The sequence below is a fragment of the Allobosea sp. FG18 genome, assembly GCF_057809495.1.
On record NZ_JBMDKB010000017.1, the window covers coordinates 26,990 to 49,662 of the forward strand.

The window sequence follows — 22,673 nt, forward strand, 5'->3', positions numbered from 1 at the left end:
TCGATATCACGAAATCAGAAGCCTAGACCAAGCTACATGATCATTGCCGGCATATTATTTCTGATGGGCCTGCTGATCGGCTTGTCCTACGGCTATCCGGCAATCGTCCTGGCCAGCGTCGCCGTCACGCTCGTCATCTTTCCGACATGGGTTATCCGCGGCGAGTTCGGCCTCTTCGTCGTCCTCGTCTGGATCGGCTATCTCTTCGCGCTGCAGGCCGGCTTCCTGCTCGGCGGCTATCTCGGGCTGCCGGACGAGGACCAGGACCTACCAGAACCAGACCGGCCGCCCCGCAGCGAGGCAAAGCCCCACCCACCACAGCACGGTGAGGCCGGACCAGAACAGGACAGAGTTGAGTGAAGGCCGGCGACGGTTAGGCATGGTCTGGAACATGATCGTTTCCCGATGGGACGAAGCGTCTGGTTGCCCCGACAATCCGCAAGCGCCGCGCCATGGGACCGCTGCCGCACCGTCAAGAACCTGCGGATTGAGGCTTTCCCCGCGGCAGGCTCTTGGCTAGAAGCGCCCTATCCATCCCGCCCCGCCTCTCCCGGAGCCTGCCATGACCGCGATCATCGACATCATTGGACGCCAGATCCTCGATTCCCGCGGCAATCCGACGGTCGAGGTCGATGTCGTGCTGGAAGACGGTTCGATGGGCCGCGCCGCCGTTCCGTCGGGCGCCTCGACCGGTGCGCATGAGGCGGTCGAGCTGCGCGACGGCGACAAGTCCCGCTATGGCGGCAAGGGCGTGCTCAAGGCGGTCGAGGCGGTGAACGTCGCCATCGCCGAGGCGATCGTCGCCATGGACGCCGAGGACCAGACCGCGATCGACCAGGTCATGATCGAGCTCGACGGCACGCCGAACAAGTCGAAGCTCGGCGCCAACGCCATCCTCGGCGTCTCGCTCGCCGTCGCCAAGGCCGCGGCCGAAGCCTCCGGCCTGCCGCTCTACCGCTATGTCGGCGGCACCTCGGCCCGCGTCCTGCCGGTGCCGATGATGAACATCGTCAATGGCGGCGCCCATGCCGACAATCCGATCGACTTCCAGGAATTCATGGTCATGCCGATCGGCGCGCCCTCCTTCGCCGAAGGCCTGCGCATGGGCGCGGAGATCTTCCACACCCTGAAGAAGAAGCTGCACGACGCCGGCCACAACACCAATGTCGGTGACGAGGGCGGCTTCGCCCCGAACATCAAGTCGGCCGAGGCTGCGCTCGACTTCGTCATGCAGGCGATCGAGACTGCCGGCTACAAGCCGGGCCAGGACGTCGCGCTGGCGCTCGACTGCGCCGCGACCGAGTTCTTCAAGGACGGTTCCTACGTCTACGAAGGCGAGCGCAAGACGCGTGATCCCAAGGCGCAGGCCAAGTATCTCGCCAAGCTCGTCGGCAACTACCCGATCGTCTCGATCGAGGACGGCATGGCCGAGGATGACTGGGAGGGTTGGAAGGCGCTGACCGATCTCGTTGGCTCGAAGTGCCAGCTCGTCGGCGACGATCTCTTCGTCACCAACGTCACCCGCCTGTCGCAGGGCATCAAGAGCAAGACGGCGAACTCGATCCTGGTCAAGGTCAACCAGATCGGCTCCCTGACCGAGACGCTGGCCGCCGTCGAGATGGCGCAGCGCGCCGGCTATACCGCCGTGATGTCGCACCGCTCGGGCGAGACCGAGGATTCGACCATCGCCGACCTCGCCGTCGCCACCAATTGCGGGCAGATCAAGACCGGCTCGCTCGCCCGCTCGGATCGGACCGCGAAGTACAACCAGCTCCTGCGCATCGAGGAAGAGCTGGGCGCGCAAGCCGTCTATGCCGGCCGCAGCGCGCTGAAGGCGCTGGCCTGATCGATAGGCCTCAAGCTGCCGCGCTCACCAGCGCGGCAGCAGGCCGTTCGCCTGCGCCAGGGTCCATGACCCTGCGGCCTGCACGCTCCCGGCAGCACCGGACACCACATCGACAACTTTCATCGCCGGCGCGACCACAAGCTGCCGCAGGGATGTATCGCCGCCTGACGCTTCCGCCGCCTGCGCCGTATCTACGGTGATCATGGCCGCCGGAGGCAGGATCACCAGCGGCGCGGCCACCGCCTGCCCCTTCTTCTCGGACAGCACCGCAAGACGACGCGGCGGCAGCGTAACCGCACTGGCTGCGGCGGGCACCTTGGCCTGCGTGACCGTCCGGGGCGGGGTCCAATCACCCTGCTCCGGCCATGCGAGCGTCATCGGCATCGCCAGGGCGGCCGGCGTGAGCGGACGCCCGGCCGAGAAATCCTCCTCGCCGACCGATGCGAATTCCGCCAACCGGTCGCCGATCTTGCCATCGCGCAGCAGGGTCAGGGTCGATGCCCTGGCGCGATCGGGCGCCGCATCGGACATGAGCGTCGGCACCATCACGAGCAAGGCGGTCGCCGTGGCGACGCCCAACGTCAGCAGGAGATCGCCCCCCAACCTGGCCGCCATCGTGGTCGGGGCGGGAAAATCAGAATCTGTCGGCATCGGTTGCGCTCCACATTGCTGCGCCCCTTGCATGTTGCCGCGCAAGAAAGCCGTCGCGTCTGGGCGCCAGCAGGGCCGAAACGGGGCGCAAATACGGTCTGCCGCGGCACGCGCGGGCGCCATGCGTGCCGCCCCGTAACCGGCCCGGTGGCGCGGCGGTAGAGAGAGGCCATGGATCAGATCGCTCCCGCTGCCCTGCACGAGACGGATGCGAGGGTGCGCCGCCGCAAGCGCCTCGCGGCGCTCGGCATGCTGCTGGCCGTGCTGATCTACGGCTCGAATTTCGTCATCAGCCGCCATGCCGTCCTGAACGGATTGACCCAGCACGACCTGATGGCGCTGCGCTTCGCCACCGCCGGCCTGCTGCTCTTGCCGATCTTCCTGCGGCCGGGCCTGGCCTCCTGCGGCGGCGTCGGCTGGAAGCGCGGTCTCTGGCTGACGCTGAGCAGCGGCTTTCCGATGACCTATCTGATGCTGACCGGTCTCACCATGGCGCCCGCCGCGCACGGCGCCACCATCGGGCCGGGCACGGTGACGCTGATCGGCATCATCGGCTCGGTCGTGATGTTCGGCGCCGCCCTGACCGGGCGGCTCATGGTCGGCGTCGCCGGCGTGCTCGCCGGTCTGATCTGCCTCGGCATCGCCGGCAGCGCGGGCGCGAACGCCATGACCCTGCGCGGTGATCTCTGCTTTCTCGGCGTCGGCCTGCTCTGGGGCTTCTATCCCCTGATGATCCAGCGCTGGCAGGTCGACGGCCTGAGGGCGACGGCGATCGTCTCGGTCCTGTCGCTCGTCTACCTGCCGGTCTATTTCCTGTTCTATTTCCGCGGCTTCGACGTCGCGCCCTGGTGGGTGCTCGCGCTCCACGGCTTCAACCAGGGCGTTCTCAACGTCATCGTCGGGCTCTGGGTCTGGGGCTGGGCGGCACATGTGCTGGGGCCGTCCGTGGTCGGGCGCTTCCCGCCGCTGATCCCGGTCACCGGCACGCTGCTCGCGATCCCGGCGCTCGGCGAGATCCCGTCCTCGCTTCAGCTCGCCGGCATCGTGCTGATCATCGGCGGCCTGTTCGTGGCGTCATGGCGCCGCCCGGCGCGCCAGCCCGAGCAGGATCAGGTTCCACAGAACCGCGATGGCGAGACCGAGTCCCAGCGCCGTCCATGAGCCCCAGGGCACGGCAGCGAGATGCACAGCAGCCAGCCCCAGCCCGGCTCCAAGCAATCCGAGCGCGCTGCTGCCGATGACGGCGGCGGCCGCCGGGCCGCCTGCGCGGGTGTGCAGGATGATGATCAGGCTCGACAGGATGATCGGCAGGCCGGCGAGGATGCCGGACCATTGCGGGCCGACGCGTTCACTGAGGCCGGTCACGATGCCGACCAGCGCCGCGACGCAGGCCGCGCGGATCGGAATAGCATAGCGCGAAATCCCGGCCGGCGGCTTTGCCCGCACCTTGAGATAAGGCCGCACCAGCACATGCACGACCGACAGGGCGAGCACGGTCAGCACCGTGAGCGGGACGACCGGCAGCGCCATGCTGCGCAGAACCAGCAGCAGCACCGTCCAGATTGTCAGCGCCCCTCCCAGCGAGACGAGCACGCCATGGCGCTGGGCCAGCAGCACATAGCTCAGCACGAAGCTGGCATGGGTCGCATTGGCGTTCATCGTGCCCAGCGCAGCCCCCGCGATGAAGTCCGGACCATGGTCGAGCGCGAGGAAAACGAGGACCGGCCCGAGCGAGATCGGCAGGGTCGCGATCATCGCCGCCATCAATGGCCCGGCGCGCTCGGCCAGCATCGAACAGCTCACGACCACGCAGGCCGCGAGCGCCATCTTGAGAGGCAGCAGGGCGAGGCCCGTGCTCAAGCCGGCTCGCCCCTTTCCCAGCCTTCGCGGGTCTCGGCGATGAAATCCTCGAGCCGTCCGGCGGCGATCGCGGCGCGCAAGCCCGCCATCAGATCCTGGTAATAGGCGAGGTTCACCCAGGTCAGCAGCATCTTGCCGAGCATCTCCTCGGCCTTGACGAGATGGTGCAGATAGGCGCGCGACCAGCTGTTGGCGGCCGGGCAGGAGGATTGCGCGTCGACCGGACGCGGGTCCTCGGCATGCTTGGCGTTCTTCAGGTTCATCCGGCCGAAACGTGTGAAGATCTGGCCATGGCGGCCGGCGCGCGTCGGCATCACGCAGTCGAACATGTCGATACCGCGCGCCACCGATTTGACGATGTCGTCGGGCGTGCCGACGCCCATCAGGTAGCGCGGCTTCTCCTGCGGCAGATGCGGCTCGACCGTCTCGATCATCGCCAGCATCACGTCCTGCGGCTCGCCGACCGCGAGCCCGCCGACAGCATAGCCCTTGAGGTCCATGGCAGCGAGTTCGCGCGCGCTTTCGACGCGCAGATGCGGCACGTCCCCGCCCTGCACGATGCCGAACAGCGCCCGGCCCGGATGGTCGCCGAACGCGGTCTTGCAGCGCTCGGCCCAGCGCAGCGACAGGCGCATCGCCTTCTCCGCGACCTTCTCCTCGCAAGGCAGCGCCACGCATTCGTCGAGCTGCATCACGATATCGGAGCCGAGCAGGTTCTGGATCTCGACTGACCGCTCGGGGCTGAGCACATGCTTCGAGCCGTCGATATGCGATCGGAAGGTCACGCCCTCCTCGGTCAGCTTGCGCAATTGCGACAACGACATCACCTGGAAGCCGCCGGAATCGGTCAGGATCGGGTGCGGCCAGTTCATGAACTTGTGCAGGCCGCCGAGCCGGGCGACGCGCTCGGCGCCGGGCCGCAGCATCAGGTGATAGGTGTTGCCGAGCACGACATCGGCGCCGAGCGCCCTCACCTGATCGGGATACATGCCCTTGACGGTCGCGGCGGTGCCGACCGGCATGAAGGCCGGCGTGCGGATGACGCCGCGCGGCATGCTGATCGCGCCGGTGCGCGCGGCGCCGTCGCGGGCGGCGACCTTGAAGGTGAATTCGGGTGTGGCAGCGATCTCGGGCTGCGCGGGATGGGGCTGAACGGTCATGGCCTGCGAGGTAGCGCATCCCCCCGCTGGGCGAAAGGCCATGTACGCAGAAGCGCTCCGCTCAAGTCGCCTGTCGGCAAGCGGTCAGGCTCGGTACGATTGGCGCAGCGCAAAGACCAAAATCGCAACCGTCAGCCAAAGCCGCAGCGTCGCGAAGATCACGACGTAGCTGAGAGACAGCAGCGCCTTGACCCCGATGGGCACGCCCTGCCCCAGCCAGATATCGCGGATCCACAACCGGAACCAGCCTTGGATCGGCGCCAGGAGGATTGCGGAGGCGCCAACCAGAAGAACGCCGGGCAGCAGCCAGCGAATGCGCCGCATGAACTCCCGCATGGCGCGAAAGAGACTCGGCTTCGCGCTCTCATCGACCTGCAGGACCATCAGCAGCACGATTGCGGCGACGAAACCGCTCCAGACGCGACCGGCATGCGTATGCTGATCGAACGCGATGCCATCGAAGCCGAGCATGAATGTCCCGGGCCGGGTGAATAGCCCCGATGCTGCCGCGGCCACCGTCGCCACGACCAGAAGTCCCAGTATGGGCAGCAGCACATGGCGCGTCATTCTGAGTTGCTGCGAGAACGCGAGCTGCCCCAGACCGGATTGACCGTCGCTGATCAGCACCATACGCCATGCCACGATCACGAATGCCAGCAGCAATGCGACATTCGCGATGATGAGCGCCGGCACAGCGATCAGCCCGCCCGCGAAGGCGACAATCCGCATTGACGCGGCCAGCATCAGCCACGGCACCGCCTCCATCTGGCGAAACGGACCGTAAGACACCGAGGGCAAAGCGCTGTGCGCCGAGGAACGTCGAACCAACATGGCTGCGCATCATAAGGCGCAACGTTCCAAGCAGCCCTTGCAGCAGCCACTAAAACTACACAGGCGCTGCAAAGATCCGGATAACGCTTTCAGCGTTAGCTTCGCCCCAGCGCCGCCTCGTAGATCTCCGGCTTGAAGCCCACGATCGTCTTGCCTTTGCCGAGGTCGAGCACCGGCCGCTTGATCATCGAGGGCTGCGCCAACATCAGCGCGATCGCCCTCCCGGCATCGAGCCCCTGCTTCTCGGCGTCGGGCAGCGCGCGGAAGGTGGTTCCGACGCGGTTCAGCACCGTCTCCCAGCCGTGCTCCTTGACCCAGCGTTCAAGCGAAGCCCGGTCGATCCCGCTCGTCTTGTAGTCATGGAACGCGACCGCGACGCCGTGGCCATCGAGCCAGACGCGCGCCTTCTTCATCGTGTCGCAGTTCTTGATGCCGTAGATCGTGATAGCCACGCTCGAACACCCCTGAATCTCATTGAAAGTTCATCAAGCCCTCATCCTGAGGAGCCATTCCGTTCGGGAATGGCGTCTCGAAGGATGTTCCAGGAGGCTCCGGAGGCAACTGGAACGCCCTTCGAGACGGCCCTTCGGGCCTCCTCAGGACGAGGGCTGAAGTTCTAAATCAAACCTCAGGCCGGGCGCTTCGGGCTATCGAGGCCGCGCTGGACCGCGGGGCGCGACAGACAGCGCTCCAGCCAGATCGGCACATGGGTCAGCTTCGCATAGTCGACGAGTTCGCCCGCGCCGTAGAAGCCGACGAGATTGCGTACCCAGCCGAGGATCGCGATATCGGCGATGCTGTAGTCGTCGCCCATGATCCAGGTGCGGCTCGCGAGCCGATCCTCCAATACGCCGAGCAGGCGCTTGCTCTCGCTGGCGTAGCGGTCGCGCGGGCGCTTATCCTCGTATTCGCGGCCGGCGAATTTATGGAAGAAGCCGAGCTGGCCGAACATCGGGCCGATCGCCGCCATCTGGAAGAACACCCACTGAATCGTCTCGTAGCGGGCGGCAGGGTCCTTCGGCAGGAGCTTGCCGGTCTTCTCGGCGAGATAGAGCAGGATCGCACCGGATTCCCACAGGCCGAACGGCTTTCCCCCCGGGCCGTTGGGGTCGATGATCGCCGGGATCTTGCCGTTGGGGTTCAGCGACAGGAATTCCGGCCCCCAGGTCTCGTTCTTGCCGATATCGATGAGATGCGGCTCGTAGGGCAGCTCCAGCTCCTCCAGCGCGATCGAGACCTTCACGCCGTTCGGCGTCGGCAGCGAATAGAGCTGGATGCGGTCGGGATGCGCGGCGGGCCAGCGCTTGGTGATCGGGAAAGCGGACAAGTCGGCCATGAGAGGCTCCGTCTGAATCGGATGAGGCTTCGGCCGCGAACGATAGAGCCGGCCGCGACCAAAGCAACGGGACACGACCCCGATTGCCGCAAGCCGGCCTTGCACGGCTGCATGGAAGTCAGTCCAGCGGCCAAGAGCCTAAAATCACGTACTCCCTGTTATCGATGCTCTCGATCAGGACGAACTCGCGCACCTGCCAGCTCAGCGGCGGCACATCGATCGGCTCCCGACGTTTCCGGTCGTAGAACATCGTCACATGCGGCCGGAAGCTCGACCCATCGACCTTGAGCCCGGCGCGTCGCAAGGCGTCGAGGAGCGTGCCGGACAAGCCGTTGGCGCCCGGCAAATCCTCACATGTCATCAGCGAAAACGCGTAGTTCGTAGGCTTACCGAAGCTTGCCGCTTGATTGAACATGACAGCGAAGGAGGTCTTCCGGATTGTCTTGGCGACCTGACGTGCCATCGCGATGCTCTGCCCGAACGGGCCGTCGGGGACCGCGATCCCCCGCAGGGTCACATGATACTTGTCGGGACCGCGCAGCGGCCTCCCAGGGTGAAGACGACTGTGCAGAGCGCGCGCAAGCTGGTCGATCTGCAGCCCAGCCTCCGCATCCGGGAGGAGCGCGAAGAAATAACGGGGCGGGCGGCGGCCTTCTCGCGGCCGGAACTCTCGCCCACCGTCAAGGTCGAGAACGAGCTGCATGATCGCATGAATAGAACAAAACAAGAACTTAACAAGGAGCGAGCCGACCAGCAAAATTCGCAAGGCTGCCAGTCGCCGCGACCGCCCTACCCGCGCTTGAGCACCACAGGCCCCGCGTCTAGGCTGCTTTCGGTGGCCGCACGGCCGCCGCTTGCGCCCCCCGCTCGGCGGGCGGCACGGATTCCTCTCCTGTCAGGCATTGGCTATGGCTTCCTCAGACGCACTCGCCGCGGTCTTCGACCATATCGAGACCAACCGCAGCGCCTTCCTCGACCGCCTCATCGCGTATCTGCGCCATCCCAGCATCAGCGCCGAGAATATCGGTATCGCCGAGGTCGGCCTGCTGCTCGTCGACATGCTCACGGAGATCGGCCTCGAGACCAGCCTGATCCCGACCGAAGGCCATCCGGTCGTCGTCGCGCGCTGGGAGAAGGCGCCGGGCAAGCCGACCGTGCTGCTCTACGGCCATTACGACGTGCAGCCGCCGGACCCGCTCGACAAATGGGTCTCGCCGCCCTTCGAGCCGACGATCCGCGACGGCCGGCTCTATGCGCGCGGCGTCGGCGACAACAAGGGCCAGCATTTCGCCCAGATCCTCGCGATCGAATCCCACCTCAAGGTCCATGGCGAATTGCCCTGCAACGTCATCCTCGTGCTTGAGGGCGAAGAGGAGATCGGCAGCCCGAACATCGCCGGCTTCGTCCGCGCCAACCCGCATCTGCTGCAAGCCGACCTCGCCGTCACCGCCGACGGCCCGCGCCATGCCAGCGGCGCGCCCTCGATCAAGTTCGGCTCGCGCGGCGTCGTCTCCTTCGACCTGCGCTGCCGCCATGCCAGCCGCGACGTCCATTCCGGCAATTTCGGCGGCGTCGTGCCGAACCCGATCTGGACGCTGGTCCATCTCCTCGCGACGATGAAGAACCCCGAAGGCGAGATCACCATCGACGGACTCCATGACGACATCGAGCCGCCGACGGCGGAGGAGCTGGAAGCGGTCGAGCACCTGCCTCTGGACATCGAGGCCTTCAAGAAGGGGGTCGGGCTCACCCGCCTCGATGCGCCCGCGGATCGCCCGTTCTACGAGCGCCTCTGCTTCCGGCCGACGCTGACCATCAACGGCTTCCATGGCGGCTATGGCGGGCCGGGCACCAAGACCGTGCTGCCGAACGAGGCGCTGGTGAAATGCGACATCCGCCTCGTCGAAGCGCAGGACCCGGAGGACATCCTGCGCAAGGTCCGGGCGCACGTCGAAAAGCACGCGCCCGAAGTCGAGTTCATCTGCGAAGAGAAGGGCATGCAGCCCTCCAAGACCTCGATCGCCTCGCCCTATACCGCGCCGCTGCGCCGCGCCTTCGTCGCCGCGCAGGGCGAAGAGCCTCTGCTGATCCCGGCCGGCTTCGGCAGCCTGCCGAACTACGTCTTCACCAAGATCCTGGGCATCCCGGCCTTCGTGACGCCCTATGCCAATCACGACGAAGCCAACCACGCCCCCAACGAGAACATGACGCTGGACTGCTTCTACAGCGGCCTGCGCACGGGTGCGGCCCTGCTGCACGAACTCGGCCAGCTCGGAAAGCCGGTCTGAGGCAGGCGTCACGGTACGCCGTCATGGTCGGGCTTGTCCCGACCATCCACGTCTTCGCTGGGCGAAGGCCGTGGTCAAGACGTGGATGCTCGCCACAAGGGCGAGCATGACGCTCCGAGCAGAAACGTGGGTCATCCCGGACAAGCCGCAAAGCGGCGCCGATCCGGGATCTATGCCGGAACCTTCATCAGGAGCGCTCCGGAATGGATCCCGGGCCTCCGCTTCGCTCCGCCCGGGACGACGGCGTGGTTCCGGTGAAAATCTGGAGGAGCTACCTGCCCTGCCAATTCGGCGTCCGCTTGCCCAGGAAGGCTTCCATGCCCTCGCGGAAATCGGCGCTGGTGTAGCAGAGCGTCACCAGATCATGGCCGTCGATCCCTGAAGCGGTCGCGGCCGTCAGGCGGCGCATCGCTTCCTTGGTCGCGCGCATCGTCAGGGGCGCATGGCCGGCGATGATCACTGCCAGTTCGCGCGCTCGGCGCATCAGCGCCTCGTGATCCGGCACCAGCTCATTATAGAGCCCGATGCGCGCGCCCTCCTCCGCCTCGACCAGCCGGGCGGTGAAGACGATGTCCTTGACCCGCGCCGGGCCGAGAATGGCGTAGAGCCGCCCGTAATTCTCCATCGACAGGCAGTTGCCGAGCGTGCGCGCGATTGGGAATCCGAAGCGCGCCGTCTCCGTCGCGATGCGCAGGTCGCAGGCGAGCCCGATCGCCGCACCGCCACCCGTGAAGGCGCCGGAGATCGCGGCAATTGTCGGCACAGGGCAGCTTTCGATCGTACCGATCACGGTCTCGATCCGCTCCTCATAGGCCAGCGCATCCTCGGCGCTGGAGAAGGAGCGGAACTGGGCGATGTCTGTGCCGGCCGCAAAGGCCTTGTCGCCCGCCCCGGTCATGACGATGACGCGTGGATCGCCATGCGCGGCCGGGTCACGGCAGATCTCGGCGATGCGCTCGTACATGGCGAAGGTCAGCGCGTTGCGCGCCTGGGGCCGGTTGAGCGTGATCGTGCCGACCCCGCCCTCGACCACATACAGGATTTCGTCGTTCACGCAGGCTCTCCGTCAGATCACGCCATCGGCCCGCAAGCGCGCGAGCCCGGCTTCGTCATAGCCGAGATCGGCCAGAATCTCGTCGTTGTGGGCGCCGGCCGCAGGCGTCGGCGTCGCGACATCGGCCGGCGTCCGCGACAGCGTCACCGGCTGGCCGATCAGCCGGATATCGCCGAGTTCGGGATGGCTCACCGGCTTGGCGATGCCGAGATGGCGCACCTGCGGGTCCTCGAACATCTCGTCGACCGCATAGATCGGCCCGGCCGGCACGCTGTTGCGCTCCATCGCCTCCAGCCAATCGGCGCTGTCCGCTGCCGCAAAAATCTCCTCGATCAGCTCCCGCAGTTCCGGCCGACGGGCGAAGCGCTTCTCCGTGCTGTCATAGCGGGCATCGGCGCCCCATTCCGGTCGCCCGATCGCCCGGCAGAACGAGCGCCACTGCTCCTCGCCGCCAACACCGAGATTGATCGCGCCGTCGCGCGTCCGGTAGACGCCCATCGGCGTCTGGTAGGGGTGGTCGTTGCCGGATTGCGGCGGCACCGAGCCCTCGACGAGATAGCGCGCGGCCTGGAAATCCATCATCGCGATCTGGGCCTCGAGCAGCGAGGTCTGCACCCACTGCCCCCGCCCCGAGACCGCCCGCTCCTGCAGCGCGACCAGCGCGCCGACCGCGCCATAGAGCCCGGCCGAGGAATCGGCGAGCGCGATTCCGGCCCGCACCGGCCCCTGACCGGGCAGGCCGGTCACCGACATCATCCCGCCCATGCCCTGCGCGATCTGGTCGAAGCCGGCGCGCGTCCGGTACGGGCCGGACTGGCCGAAGCCGGAGATCGAGACCAGGATCAGCCGCGGATTGCGGGCATGCAGCGTCTCGAAATCGAGCCCGAGCCGCTCCTTCACGTCGGGCCGGAAATTCTCGACGACGAGATCGGCCTCGTCGACGAGCTTCATCAGGATCGCCTTGCCTTCGGGCGTCTTGAGGTTCAGCGCCAGCGAGCGCTTGTTGCGATGCAGGTTCTGCATGTCGTAGCCGAGGCGCGGCCCGCTCATGTTCTCGTTGGGATCGAGCCCCGGCGGGCTCTCGACCTTGATCACGTCGGCCCCGAAATCGGCGAAGACGCGCACGCAGGTCGGCCCCGCCCGCACCCGCGTCAGGTCCAGCACCTTGAGCCCGGCAAGCGCGGTGGACGGTCTCGGCTGCGGCATCGGTCTTCGCTCCCTCTCGGAGCGAACTATCCGGTACGGTACGCGGCGCGGTCAATGGCAGGGCGCATGCTGCATGCAGGAGCCAAGCGCATGGCGAACCACCCTTGTCATTCCGGGGCGCGCCGCAGGCGCGAACCCGGAACCCACGACTGGGTGGGACATGGAGTATTCGGTTGCCGGCCGCTCGCCCGGTCGTGGGTTCCGGGTTCTTCGCTCCGCGAATCCCCGGAATGACAAGGGGAGAGGCCCTAGACCGCTCCGGTTGAACCGTTGCGCGGCGCCGCTACGCCATCGCCCGCGCCGCGTCTCGCACCGCCGCCAGCGTCGCATCGACCACCGCCGCGTCGTGCTCCGACGACACGAACCAGGCGCCGCGCTCCAGCACGCGCACGCCGCGCTTGAGCAGTTCATGGGCGAAGCGGCTATAGGCGGCCTTGTCGGCACGCGCGACATCCCTGTAGTTCCGCGCCGGTGCGTCGAGCCCGAAGGCGACATGGAACATCAGCGGGAAGCCGGCGACCTGCGCCTTGATGCCCGCCTCTTTCAGGATCGCGCGGATGCCGTCCTGCAGGCGCTGGCCATGGACGGAACTGCGCTCGTAGTGCTCCGGCGTCAGCGCCTTCTGGGTCGCGACCAGCGCCGCCATCGCCACCGGCTGGGCGTTGAAGGTGCCGCCATGCAGCACACCATCGGCGAAGAGGTCGAGCAGGTCGGCCCGGCCCGCGATCGCCGCGACCGGGAAGCCGTTGGCGATCGCCTTCGCCATCAGGGTGAGATCGGGCGTCACACCGAAACGCTCCTGCGCCCCGCCACGCCCCAGCCGGAAACCGGTGATGACCTCGTCGAAGATGAGGATCGCGCCATGTTTGCGGCAGGCCGCTAGCGCGCCTTCCAGATAGCCCGGTGCCGGCGCGATGGCGCCCTGGTTGCACATCGCCGGCTCCATCAGCACGGCCGCGACATCGCCCTTGGCAAGCCGCGCTTCCAGCGCCGCGAGATCGTTCCAGCCGAGGATCGAGAGCCCCTCGCCCGCCTCCGGGTCCTGCCCCTTGCTGCCGATCACCGGTGTCGGCGCCTCCTCGGGACCTGCCGCATTCAGCCCCGGCGCGGTCGACCACAGGATGTTGTCGAACCAACCGTGGTAATGCCCTTCGAACTTGACGATGGTGCGCTTACCCGTCGCCGCGCGCGCCAGCCGCATCGCCGCCTGCGCCACCTCCGAACCGGATGAGCCGAAGCGCAGCCGTTCCGCCGAGGGAATGCGCTCGCAGATCAGTTGCGCCGCTTCCGCCTCGATCGGCATCTGGCCGGCGAAGAGGATACCTTTCTCAGCCTGGCGCTTCACCGCCTCGATGACGGGTGCCGGCGTATGACCGAGCACGGTCGCGCCCATGCCGCAGTAATAGTCGATGATCCGGTTACCGTCGGCATCGATGAGATAGGCGCCCTCGCCGCGCTCGAAGACGAGCGGCCCGGGCTGCATGCCCAGCCGGAAATTGCTGTTCACGCCGCCGGCGATGAAACGCGCATTCGCCGCGATCTGCCGGGCGGATTCGTCAAAGCGCAGAGCGCCCGCCTGCTGGCTGCCATTGCCTGTCACTGCGTTGCCTCCTGCTGTTGTCCCGACCAGACCAGACCGCTCGCTCCGCGTAAAGGAACAGCGGTTTCGCCTTGCGGAATTCGTCGGGGTTAGCCATGCTGGCTCTCGAGCGAGCCCGACCAGCGGAGCGGCCATGCCCAGGAAAACCGACAACCCCTATGTCGTGCAGCCGGTGATGAAGGCGCTGAAGGTGCTGGAGCTGGTCGCCCGCCACGGCCACGAGATCGCGCTCACCGCCGTCAGCAAGGAGCTCAAGATCCCGAAGACGACGACCTTCCGCTATCTGCAGACGCTGACCGCCGCCGGCTTCCTCGACCACAACCGCGCGACCGACCGCTATAATCTCGGGCCGCAACTGCGCGCCATCGCCCGCGCCGATGCCAGCGTCAGCAAGGTCCGCGAACTCGCCCGCCCGGCGATGATCGAATTGATGCAGGAGTTCAACGAGACCGTGAACCTCGCCGTGAAAGGCAACGGCAGGGTCGTCTATATCGACCTGATCGAGGCCAACCGCTCGCTGCGCATGCAGGCCCGGATCGGCGAGAGCCATCCGATGCATTCGACCGCGCTTGGCAAGGCGATCCTCGCCTTCCTGCCCGAGGCGGAGCGGCAAAGGCAGCTCGACCTGCCGCTCACCGAGCGCACCGGCCGCACCTTGCTCGAGCGCGAGGAGATCGAGCGGCAGCTCAGGCAGGTCGCCCGCACCGGCTATGCCACGGAGATGGGTGAGAACGAGGACGGCGCCATGTGCGTCGGCGTGCCGATCCTCGACGAGGACGGCTATCCCGTCGCGGCGCTGAGCGTCTCCGCGCCGCTGATGCGGATGCCGCATTCGCTGGCCGCCAAGGTCGGTACGCGCCTGCGCGAGGTCGCCGCGGGCATCTCGACCCATCTCGGCTCGCGGCCCACGGCCGATCTGCGCTGAGGCGCTCATCGGTATTCGATCCGCGGGTCGATCCAGGCGTAGAGCATGTCGACCGTGAGGTTGATCAGCATATAGGCGACCAGGATCACCAGGATGCAGCCCTGAAGCAGGGGGTAGTCGCGGGTGGTGATCGCCTGGATCAGCAGGCGCCCGAGCCCCGGATAGGTGAAGACCGCCTCCGTCACCACGGCGCCGCCGATGAAGTTCGCCATCATCAGCCCGACGATGGTGACGAAGGGCAGGAGCGCATTGCGCATGATGTGCAGGCCGACGATGCGGTTTTCCGGCACGCCCTTGGCGCGGGCGGTGCGGACATAGTCCGCCCGCGCCTCGCCGATCAGCGAGGCTCGCAGGAAGCGCGCCAGGATGCCCGAGACATAGGTTCCGAGCGTGATCGCCGGCAGCGCGAGGCTGCGCAGCGCATCAACAGGCGATTCCCAGAACGGGACATGGCGCGAGGCCGAGGGCAGCCAGCGCAGTTCCACCGCGAAAAGCAGGATCAAGAGAATGCCGAGCCAGAAGGTCGGGACGCCCAGCGCCAGGGCGCTCCAGCCGCTGAGCAACCGGTCGAGCCAGGAATTCGGCCGAACCGCGCTCGCGATCGCCACGGGAATGCCGATGAGAAGCGCGACGAAGATCGCCGCCAGCGCGAGCTGCAATGTCGCCGGCAAGCGCTCCCCGATCAGTTGAAGCACCGGCTGGCGGCTATGCAGCGAGAGCCCGAAATCGCCCACCATCGCCCTGCCGAGCCAGTCCGCGTATTGCACGACCATCGGCCGGTCGAGCCCGTAGCGCTGGATCGCGGCGGCGATCTCCTCGGGTCCGGCATTCTCGCCGACGATCACCGCGACCGGTCCGCCCGGAACGGCATAGATCATCGCGAAGATCGCGAAGGAGGCGATCAGCAGCACCGGCAGCATCTGGAAGAGGCGGCGCAGAACATAGGCCGTCATCGCCGCCCCCCGATCGTCTCGCCGCTCGCATCGGTCCCGTCGCGGTCGAGGATCGCGGTCAGCGCCCGGCCGATCGTGTCGAGCGAGAGGATCGTCAGCGTCAGCACGATACCGGGCAGAACCGCATAGGTCGGTGCCTCGTAGAGGTAGGATTTGCCGGTGCGCAGCATCTCACCCCAGCTCGGCGTCGGCGGCGGCACGCCGACTCCCAGGAAAGCCAAAGCCGCCTCCAGCAGGATCGCGATCGAGGCCAGCACGATCGCCTGAACCACCAATGGACTCAGGGCGTTGGGCAGGATCGTTCGAAACATGATGTAGCCGGGGCTGCCGCCGAAGCCGCGCACCGCCGTGACGAAATCGAGCTGGCGCAAGGCCATGACCTGCGCCCGCGCGATGCGGGCGAAACCCGGGATGCCGGCGATGCCGACCGCGATCAGTGCCGCGCCCTGGCTGCGTCCAAGCACGGCGATCAGCGCCATCGCGAACAGGATGTTCGGCAGCGCCAAGAGCACGTCGATGCAGCGCATCAGGAGTGAATCGCGCCAGTCGCCATAGAAGCCGGCAGCGAGCCCGATCGGCACGCCGACCAGCGCCGCAATGATGACCGCGCCGGCCGCCGTGAACAGTGAGGTTCGCGCGCCATAGATGACGCGCGCCAGGATATCGCGGCCGAGTTCGTCCGTGCCGAACCAGTTCTCGGCCGATGGCGGCAATAGCGAGGCCGCCACGCTCTGCGACAGCGGATCGAAAGGCAGCACGGTTGCAAAACCTGCCGCCAGCGCGACCAGCGCGAGGAAACCGAGCCCCAAGGCCGCGCCGCGCCGGGCAATCAGCCGGCGCAGCAGGGCTTTGAGCCGGGCAAGCGTCTCCGTCATCGCCAGACGCCGCGCTGGCGCCGTCCGGCCCCGTCAAGCCGCATCATTTGAAGCCGATGGTGCGCGCGATGAAGAGGTTGTCCATATCGAGCGTCACGCCGCCGATCTTGTCGGAGGCGACGATCAGGCCGACATCGTAGGAGTTGGTGGGAATGCCGAAGGCCTCCTCGACCAGAACCTTGTTGAGGTTGTCATAGGCAGCCTTCACCTCCACCGCGCCGCCCGACGTAGCATCGACCCTGGCGATCGCCGCGACATAGTCGGGATGCGGATGCGGGTCCTTCAGGACCGGATTGCCCGAGGTGCGGTAGATCGAGTTGGTGGCGACGCGCGACGGGAACTTCTGGACATTGCCGACGGCGCCGAAGGTCGCCGCGAAATCGCCGCCGAGCAGCGCGGTGACGTATTCCGCGCCCTGCCGCATGTCGAGCTCGACGGGAATGCCGATCTTTTGCAGCGAGCCCTGCACGATCTGGCTGATCGCGACGGACGGCTCGTCGCTGCCGTTGACCAGGAGCTTCCAGTTCTTGGTCTCGTCGGCGGAGAGGCCGGAAGCGGCGATCAGCTTCTTCGCCTTCTCCAGATCATAGGCATAGGTCGCGTTGTAGCTCTCGTCATAGGCCGGGCTCGCCGGCGCCCAGGGCAGCGCCACGACCTTGCCCATGCCGGCATAGCCGACCCGCAGGATGCTCGCCCGGTCCATCAGATGGTTGAAGGCCTGCCGGAACGCCTTGTTGCGGAACGGCCCGCGCGTCGAGTTGATGCGGAAGACCTGTACCAGCGGCCCCGGCCCGGCGAAGACCTGGAAGCCGGCATTCTTGAGCCGGACCGCGCTGCGCGAGGAGCCGTTATAGACGATGTCGACCGCGCCCGATTCCAGCGCCGCGCTGGCGGAAGCGTCCTCACTGAACACCGTGAAGACGAGGTCCTGCACGATCGGCTGCTTCTCGCGCCAGTATTTCGGGTTGGCCTTGAGCGTCAGGCTCTGGCCGACGGCGCGGTTGACCAGCGTGTACGGCCCAGTGCCGGCCGGCACGGTCTCGACCGTGTCGATGCCCTTCGGGTCGATCGGGATCAGGAATTGCAGCAGGTCGAGCATCTGCCGCTCGGGCACCGGTGCCTTGAAGTTGATCGTCACCGTCGCATCGTCCGGTGCCGACCAGTCCTTGACGATCGACATGGTCGCGAAGACGTTCTTGCCGCGTTTGGGATCGGCCCCCTTCTGCAGGGTCGCCAACACGGAATCCGCCTTGAACGGCGTGCCGCTATGGAAGGTCACGCCGCTGCGCAGCTTCAGCGTCACCGAGGTCTTGTCAGGCGCGATCGTCCATGCCGTCGCCAGGCTGGGCTCCGGTTTCCCCTCCGGCGTGTATTCGATCAGGCTGTCATAGAGGTTCTTGATGACGTGGAAATTCACCGTCGAGAGCTGCTGCGGATCGTAGTTCGCCAGCTCGCTCAGCACGGCGACGCGCAGTCTCCCGCCCTTGAGCTGCTGGGCGGAAGCCGGGAGGGCTCCCGCCAAGGATACGCCCGCCAGCGCAAGGCCGGCCATGCCGAATTGACGTCGCGACAGCTTTGTCATCGCTTTCCCCTCTTGTTGTGTTGGTTTCGTCTCAGCACGTCCCCGCTCCCGGCTGGGACGAGTGTGCCCGCCAGTCGCTTATTGTCTCCAACGGATAGACCGGGCGCGGAATCCGCTGCCACGGCAAGGTGAACACGTCCGATTGCCCCGGCCCGCGCGTATCGGCACGGACGAGCCCGGAGGCGATGCGGTCGAAATACTGGAAGTTCGAGGCCGTCTTGAGCACCGCCATCTTGTAGTCGGAGAGGTCGATGCCGAAGGCCTCGTAGACATCGGGCACATTACCGGCGACGCCGCGCAGCTCCGAGATCAGGAGCGTCACCGGCCCGACATCGAAGACCGCGACGCGGCCCATATCGACCTCGGGCTGATGGTTGAACTTCAGCGGGATCGAGCCGCCGCCGAGCTTCCTGACCCGCCCCGTTACCGTCAGCGGCTTGAAGAAGGCGGTGGCGGCATCGCCACCGAGCGGCAGCGTCACCTCGGCGCCCTCGCCCGCCGCCGTCAGTGTCGCGACGGCCTTGGGCGAGATCAGCGGGATCAGCGCCTTGCTCCTGATGCCGAGCCGCAGCATCGATTCCAGCAGCAGGTTGCTGTCGCCGGCCGCGCCGCCGAAAACGGTGTCGCCGGTATCGCTGACCACGACGATGCCGCGCTCGGCCGCATCGGCCTTGCGCACGGCATCGTCGATGGAGACCGCCTCGCGAATCTGGAAATCGTCGCGCATCGACCAGGCGAGATCGGCGAGCTCATCCGCGAGCTTTTCTGCCAGCGCCTTGTCGCCATCGGTGACCACGATCGTCGACCAGCCGCCTTCGGCGACATCGAGCCATGGCTGCATCGGATAGTTCGAGGCCTGCAACACGCGCCGGTCCGCCTCGATGGCACGGGCCCGGTCGAACCAGATTTTCATCGGCCCCTTCGAGGTCAGGAACTGCTCCTGATGCGACAGCAGCGGGATCTTGCGCCAGGCCATGACTGGCTTGCACTTCTCGGTGAGGATGCGCAGCAGCACCTCGGTCCCGACCTTGCCGGTGTCGAACACGTCGTGCGGCTGGGTGCGGTGGCCGACGATGGCCGTGCAATTGGCCATGATCTTGTGGGTGACATTGGCGTGGTGATCGAGCCCGAGGAGGATCGGCACGTCCGGCCCGAGGATCTTGCGGCAGAGCTCGGCCTGCTCGCCCTCGACATCGTCGATGCCCTCGGCCGCGCAGGCGCCGTGCAGATGCAGGACCAGCCCGTCGATCGGCCCGACCGTTTCCAAGCCAGCCCGGATCTTCGCCTGGAAGAAGTCGAAAGCCTCGCGCGAGATGCGCCCGCCCGCCACGGCCCAGGCGCGGATGATCGGGATCGTCTCGATGGCGAGCCCGCTCTCCTTCACCGCCGCGTAATGTCCGCCGATCTGGCCGATCTCGCCGAACTGCCGGGCGATCTCCTCGCCCTCGACCAGGCCGAACGCCTCGAAATCGGCAAGCGTCGTCAGCAGCGGATTGAAGTCGTTCGTCTCCTGAACGATGTGGATCAACGCCAGACGCACGGGCATCCTCCCGGATTGCGACCGCTGCTCCGGCCGATGCCGGGCGAAGCGGTTTCTCGGACTTCAGGGCATCGTTCCGGGCCACTTCTTCAGCCCGGCCTCATCGTCAAAAGCCTAGTTGCGCCAGATATTTCGCGTCAAGGATTGGATGTTCCATCTGAAGGAACACGCTCGACCTCCCCCGAAAGAAGCGATGTCATCCCGGGCGACCGAAGGGAGACCCGGGATCCATTCCGGAACCTTCATCGGAAATGCTCAGAAATGGATCCCGGATCTTCGCTTCGCTCCGTCCGGGATGACCGGGCGATAAGATTGAGAACTCGCAATTCAAGCGATCGCTCACGCCGCCTCTCGTCCTGCTCCCTTCGGCCAGTAGCGACAGGAGACGCCGTGCCCCGGCACGACCTCATGCCATTCGGGCGTCCCCGCCCGCGCGTGATCGACGCCATGGACGCAAGCCCCGCCGTCGCCGTCGAGGAAGCGCAGATCGGGCGGCGGGCGTCGGAGCCGCTCGCGCTGGAGCACGGGATCGGGCACCGGCACCGCATCGAGCAGGAGCTGCGTGTAGGGATGGGCCGGGCTGTCATAGACTTGGGCTGCGCTGCCCATCTCGACGATGCGCCCGCGGAACATCACGGCGACGCGATGCGCCATCTCCCGGACGATGGCGAGGTCATGCGCAATGAAGAGATAGGACAAGCCGAGCTTCTCCTGCAGCGATTGCAGCAGCGTGACGATCTGCGCCTGCGTCCGCACATCGAGCGCCGAGACCGGCTCGTCGCAGACGACGAAATCGGGATTGACCGCCAAGGCGCGGGCAATGACGACGCGCTGGCGCTGCCCACCGGAGAATTCGTGCGGATAGCGCCGCATCACCAACGGATCGAGATTGACCAGTTCCAGCAGCTCCGCGACGCGCTCGTGGATGCGGTTCGCCGGCACCGTGCGATGCACCTGCAAGGGCTCGCTCAGGATCTGCCCGATGGTCATGCGCGGATGCAGGCTGGAATAGGGGTTCTGCAGCACGAACTGCATATGCCGGCGCATCCGGCGCAATTCGCCGGAGCGCATGGTCGTCAGCTCCTGCCCCATCAGCCGGACCGAGCCCTCGCTCGCCTTCTGGAGCTGGAGGATGGCACGCCCGGCCGTGGTCTTGCCGGATCCGGACTGGCCGACGAGCCCGAGCGTCTGCCCCGGCGCGATCTCGAAGGAGAGGCGCTCGACCGCTTTGACCGGCGGAGCTCCACGCCGCGCCGGAAACAGCACCGAAAGATCGCGAACCTGCAGCAGCGGCTCCGTCATCGCACAGCCCCCGCCCCTTGCAGGCGCGGCACGGCATCGAGCAGCGCCCGCGTATAGGCATGCTGCGGCCGTGCGAACACATCATCGACAGGCCCGGCCTCGACGATCTCGCCGCGATACATCACGTTCACCCGGTCGACCATGCCGGCGACGACGCCGAAATCATGGGTGATCAGCATCAGCGCCATGCCGCGCTCTTCCCTGAGCCGCAGCAGCAGGCGCAGGATCTGCGCCTGCACGGTGACGTCGAGCGCCGTGGTCGGCTCGTCGGCGATCAACAGGTCCGGCTCGCAGGAAATCGCGATCGCGATCAGCACCCGCTGGCGCTGCCCGCCCGAGAACTGGTGCGGGAAATCGTCGATCCGCCGTGCCGGGTCGGGAATGCCGACGAGGTCGAGCAGCTCGACGCTGCGCGCGCGCGCGTCCCTCACAGAGAGGCCGAGATGGCGGCGGAGCATGTCGCTCATCTGCGCGCCGATGCTCATCACCGGGTTGAGCGAGGTCATCGGGTCCTGGAAGACCATCGCGATGCGCCGGCCGCGCAGATCGCGCATCTCGTCCTCACCGAGCCCGAGCAGTTCCTGCCCCCAGAAGGCAACGGAGCCGCCGAGCCCGATCGAGGCGCCCTCGGGCGCCAGTCGCATCAGCGCCTTGGCGGTGACGCTCTTGCCGCAGCCGGATTCGCCGACGAAGCCGACCGCCTCGTCGGCATTGATGTCGAAGGAGATGCCGCGCACCGCCTGGATCACCTCGCGACGCGTGGTCACGGTCGCGGTCAGGTCGCGCACCCTGAGCAGCGGGCCGGTCATCGCACGCTCCCCACATCCAGAACCTCGCGCAAGCCATTGGCGATGATGATGAAGGTCAGCGTCGCGAAGACGATTGCCAAAGCCGGGCCGACCACGGTCAAGGGCGCGAGCTCCATGAACTGGCGGGCTTCCGAGAGCATGCCGCCCCAGTTCGGATCGGGCGGCGGTGGGCCGAGGCCGAGGAACGACAGCGCCGTCACCGTGAAGATCGTCTGGGACAGCGTCAGGCTCGTCGCGACGAGGATCGGCGAGACCACGATCGGCAGGATATGGCGCAGCACGAGCCTGATCTCGCTCATGCCCACGCTGCGCGCCGCCTCGACATGGTCCCATTGCTTGACGCTGAGCACCGGCGCCCTGACCACCCGCGCCATGGCCGGCGTGTAGACGATCGCGATGGTCAGGATCAGGTTCGGCACGGTCGGGCCCAGCGCTGCCACCACCGCGATCGCCAGCAGCAGCACCGGGAAGGCGAAGACGACATCAAGCAGGCGCATGATGATCTCGTCGGTGCGCCCGCCCATGTAGCCGGCCGCGAGCCCGAGGATCAGTCCGGCCACCAGCGCGATCAGCACAGCCGAGACCGTGATCAGCAGCGTCGTCCGGCCGCCGACGATCAGGCGGCTCAGCACATCGCGCCCGATCGAATCCGTGCCGAGCCAATGCGCGGCGCTCGCAGGCGCGAGCGAATCCGGCGAGGTGGCGGAAGGGTTATAAGGCGCGACCAGCGGCGCAAAGATCGTCAGCACCAGCATCGCTGCCAGCATGGCGAGCCCGACGCCGAGCAGGAGCCAGCCCTGCGTGATCCCGGTTCTCTTGCGCGCCGCAGCCACCGGCGCGCTGTCTTGCACGGCG

22 protein-coding genes are annotated in these 22,673 nt (G+C 66.9%); 5 read left to right on the forward strand and 17 right to left on the reverse strand.

Features of this window, described 5'->3' with window-relative positions:
- Positions 1–36: 36 nt before the first annotated feature.
- Both ACODTJ_RS18535 and eno read left to right on the forward strand, forming a co-directional pair.
- Positions 37–360: a hypothetical protein gene (locus tag ACODTJ_RS18535; protein ID WP_454656709.1), complete on the forward strand. Its 324-nt coding sequence runs from the start codon at positions 37–39 to the stop codon at positions 358–360.
- Positions 361–562: 202 nt separating this feature from the next.
- Positions 563–1,846, forward strand: a complete 1,284-nt coding sequence (gene eno / locus ACODTJ_RS18540; protein ID WP_454656708.1) for a phosphopyruvate hydratase — start codon at positions 563–565, stop codon at positions 1,844–1,846.
- A gap of 24 nt (positions 1,847–1,870) precedes the next feature.
- Here the strand turns inward: eno and ACODTJ_RS18545 are convergent, their stop codons facing one another.
- Complete coding sequence (locus ACODTJ_RS18545; RefSeq protein ID WP_488849573.1) at positions 1,871–2,497, reverse strand: hypothetical protein; 627 nt, start codon at positions 2,495–2,497, stop codon at positions 1,871–1,873.
- A gap of 171 nt (positions 2,498–2,668) precedes the next feature.
- On the opposite strand from ACODTJ_RS18545, the gene ACODTJ_RS18550 reads away from it, so the two are divergent.
- A complete protein-coding gene (locus ACODTJ_RS18550; RefSeq protein WP_454656706.1) occupies positions 2,669–3,658 on the forward strand; it encodes a DMT family transporter in 990 nt (329 codons plus the stop codon).
- Here ACODTJ_RS18550 and ACODTJ_RS18555 read toward each other — a convergent pair.
- From ACODTJ_RS18555 to ACODTJ_RS18580, 6 genes are all read right to left on the reverse strand, one after another.
- Positions 3,572–4,357, reverse strand: a complete 786-nt coding sequence (locus tag ACODTJ_RS18555) for a hypothetical protein (RefSeq protein WP_454656705.1) — start codon at positions 4,355–4,357, stop codon at positions 3,572–3,574. The genes ACODTJ_RS18550 and ACODTJ_RS18555 overlap by 87 nt on opposite strands.
- A complete protein-coding gene (tgt, locus tag ACODTJ_RS18560; protein ID WP_454656704.1) occupies positions 4,354–5,517 on the reverse strand; it encodes a tRNA guanosine(34) transglycosylase Tgt in 1,164 nt (387 codons plus the stop codon). The genes ACODTJ_RS18555 and tgt overlap by 4 nt, the downstream gene beginning before the upstream one ends.
- An 84-nt stretch (positions 5,518–5,601) precedes the next feature.
- Positions 5,602–6,348 (reverse strand): hypothetical protein, encoded by a 747-nt coding sequence (locus ACODTJ_RS18565; protein WP_454656703.1) that lies wholly within the window; start codon positions 6,346–6,348, stop codon positions 5,602–5,604.
- 95 nt (positions 6,349–6,443) lie between these two features.
- Positions 6,444–6,800: an ArsC family reductase gene (locus tag ACODTJ_RS18570; protein ID WP_454656702.1), complete on the reverse strand. Its 357-nt coding sequence runs from the start codon at positions 6,798–6,800 to the stop codon at positions 6,444–6,446.
- 176 nt (positions 6,801–6,976) lie between these two features.
- Positions 6,977–7,684: a glutathione S-transferase N-terminal domain-containing protein gene (locus ACODTJ_RS18575; RefSeq protein WP_454656701.1), complete on the reverse strand. Its 708-nt coding sequence runs from the start codon at positions 7,682–7,684 to the stop codon at positions 6,977–6,979.
- 118 nt (positions 7,685–7,802) lie between these two features.
- Complete coding sequence (locus ACODTJ_RS18580) at positions 7,803–8,450, reverse strand: 2'-5' RNA ligase family protein (RefSeq protein WP_454656700.1); 648 nt, start codon at positions 8,448–8,450, stop codon at positions 7,803–7,805.
- Between the two features lie 142 nt (positions 8,451–8,592).
- Here ACODTJ_RS18580 and ACODTJ_RS18585 point away from each other — a divergent pair, with 142 nt between their 5' ends.
- Positions 8,593–9,972, forward strand: coding sequence for a M20/M25/M40 family metallo-hydrolase (locus ACODTJ_RS18585; protein ID WP_454656699.1), 1,380 nt, complete (start codon positions 8,593–8,595; stop codon positions 9,970–9,972).
- Positions 9,973–10,243: 271 nt separating this feature from the next.
- On the opposite strand, the gene ACODTJ_RS18590 is transcribed toward ACODTJ_RS18585, so the two are convergent.
- The 3 genes from ACODTJ_RS18590 to ACODTJ_RS18600 all read right to left on the reverse strand — a co-directional run bounded on the left by ACODTJ_RS18590 (position 10,244) and on the right by ACODTJ_RS18600 (position 13,832).
- Positions 10,244–11,026, reverse strand: a complete 783-nt coding sequence (locus ACODTJ_RS18590) for an enoyl-CoA hydratase/isomerase family protein (protein ID WP_454656698.1) — start codon at positions 11,024–11,026, stop codon at positions 10,244–10,246.
- A 12-nt stretch (positions 11,027–11,038) separates the two neighbouring features.
- Positions 11,039–12,232, reverse strand: coding sequence for a CaiB/BaiF CoA transferase family protein (locus ACODTJ_RS18595; protein WP_454656697.1), 1,194 nt, complete (start codon positions 12,230–12,232; stop codon positions 11,039–11,041).
- A 283-nt stretch (positions 12,233–12,515) separates the two neighbouring features.
- Complete coding sequence (locus ACODTJ_RS18600) at positions 12,516–13,832, reverse strand: aspartate aminotransferase family protein (protein ID WP_454656696.1); 1,317 nt, start codon at positions 13,830–13,832, stop codon at positions 12,516–12,518.
- Positions 13,833–13,965: 133 nt separating this feature from the next.
- Between ACODTJ_RS18600 and ACODTJ_RS18605 the strand changes: the two genes are divergently transcribed.
- Positions 13,966–14,757 carry an IclR family transcriptional regulator gene (locus ACODTJ_RS18605; protein WP_293808767.1) on the forward strand — a complete coding sequence of 264 codons (792 nt, stop codon included), beginning with the start codon at positions 13,966–13,968 and terminating at the stop codon, positions 14,755–14,757.
- A gap of 5 nt (positions 14,758–14,762) precedes the next feature.
- Here the strand turns inward: ACODTJ_RS18605 and ACODTJ_RS18610 are convergent, their stop codons facing one another.
- The 7 genes from ACODTJ_RS18610 to ACODTJ_RS18640 all read right to left on the reverse strand — a co-directional run bounded on the left by ACODTJ_RS18610 (position 14,763) and on the right by ACODTJ_RS18640 (position 22,669).
- Positions 14,763–15,710: an ABC transporter permease gene (locus ACODTJ_RS18610; RefSeq protein ID WP_454656695.1), complete on the reverse strand. Its 948-nt coding sequence runs from the start codon at positions 15,708–15,710 to the stop codon at positions 14,763–14,765.
- Complete coding sequence (locus ACODTJ_RS18615; RefSeq protein WP_454656694.1) at positions 15,707–16,585, reverse strand: ABC transporter permease; 879 nt, start codon at positions 16,583–16,585, stop codon at positions 15,707–15,709. Before ACODTJ_RS18615 ends, ACODTJ_RS18610 begins: the two co-directional genes overlap by 4 nt.
- A 43-nt stretch (positions 16,586–16,628) precedes the next feature.
- The gene (locus tag ACODTJ_RS18620) at positions 16,629–18,167 is read right to left on the reverse strand and encodes an ABC transporter substrate-binding protein (protein ID WP_454656693.1); all 1,539 of its coding nucleotides are present in this window, start codon (positions 18,165–18,167) and stop codon (positions 16,629–16,631) included.
- A gap of 31 nt (positions 18,168–18,198) precedes the next feature.
- Positions 18,199–19,707: a M81 family metallopeptidase gene (locus ACODTJ_RS18625; protein WP_454656692.1), complete on the reverse strand. Its 1,509-nt coding sequence runs from the start codon at positions 19,705–19,707 to the stop codon at positions 18,199–18,201.
- Positions 19,708–20,046: 339 nt separating this feature from the next.
- Positions 20,047–21,009 (reverse strand): ABC transporter ATP-binding protein, encoded by a 963-nt coding sequence (locus tag ACODTJ_RS18630; RefSeq protein ID WP_454656691.1) that lies wholly within the window; start codon positions 21,007–21,009, stop codon positions 20,047–20,049.
- The gene (locus tag ACODTJ_RS18635; RefSeq protein ID WP_454656690.1) at positions 21,006–21,818 is read right to left on the reverse strand and encodes an ABC transporter ATP-binding protein; all 813 of its coding nucleotides are present in this window, start codon (positions 21,816–21,818) and stop codon (positions 21,006–21,008) included. Before ACODTJ_RS18635 ends, ACODTJ_RS18630 begins: the two co-directional genes overlap by 4 nt.
- The gene (locus ACODTJ_RS18640) at positions 21,815–22,669 is read right to left on the reverse strand and encodes an ABC transporter permease (RefSeq protein ID WP_454656689.1); all 855 of its coding nucleotides are present in this window, start codon (positions 22,667–22,669) and stop codon (positions 21,815–21,817) included. Before ACODTJ_RS18640 ends, ACODTJ_RS18635 begins: the two co-directional genes overlap by 4 nt.
- Between the last annotated feature and the right edge of the window lie 4 nt (positions 22,670–22,673).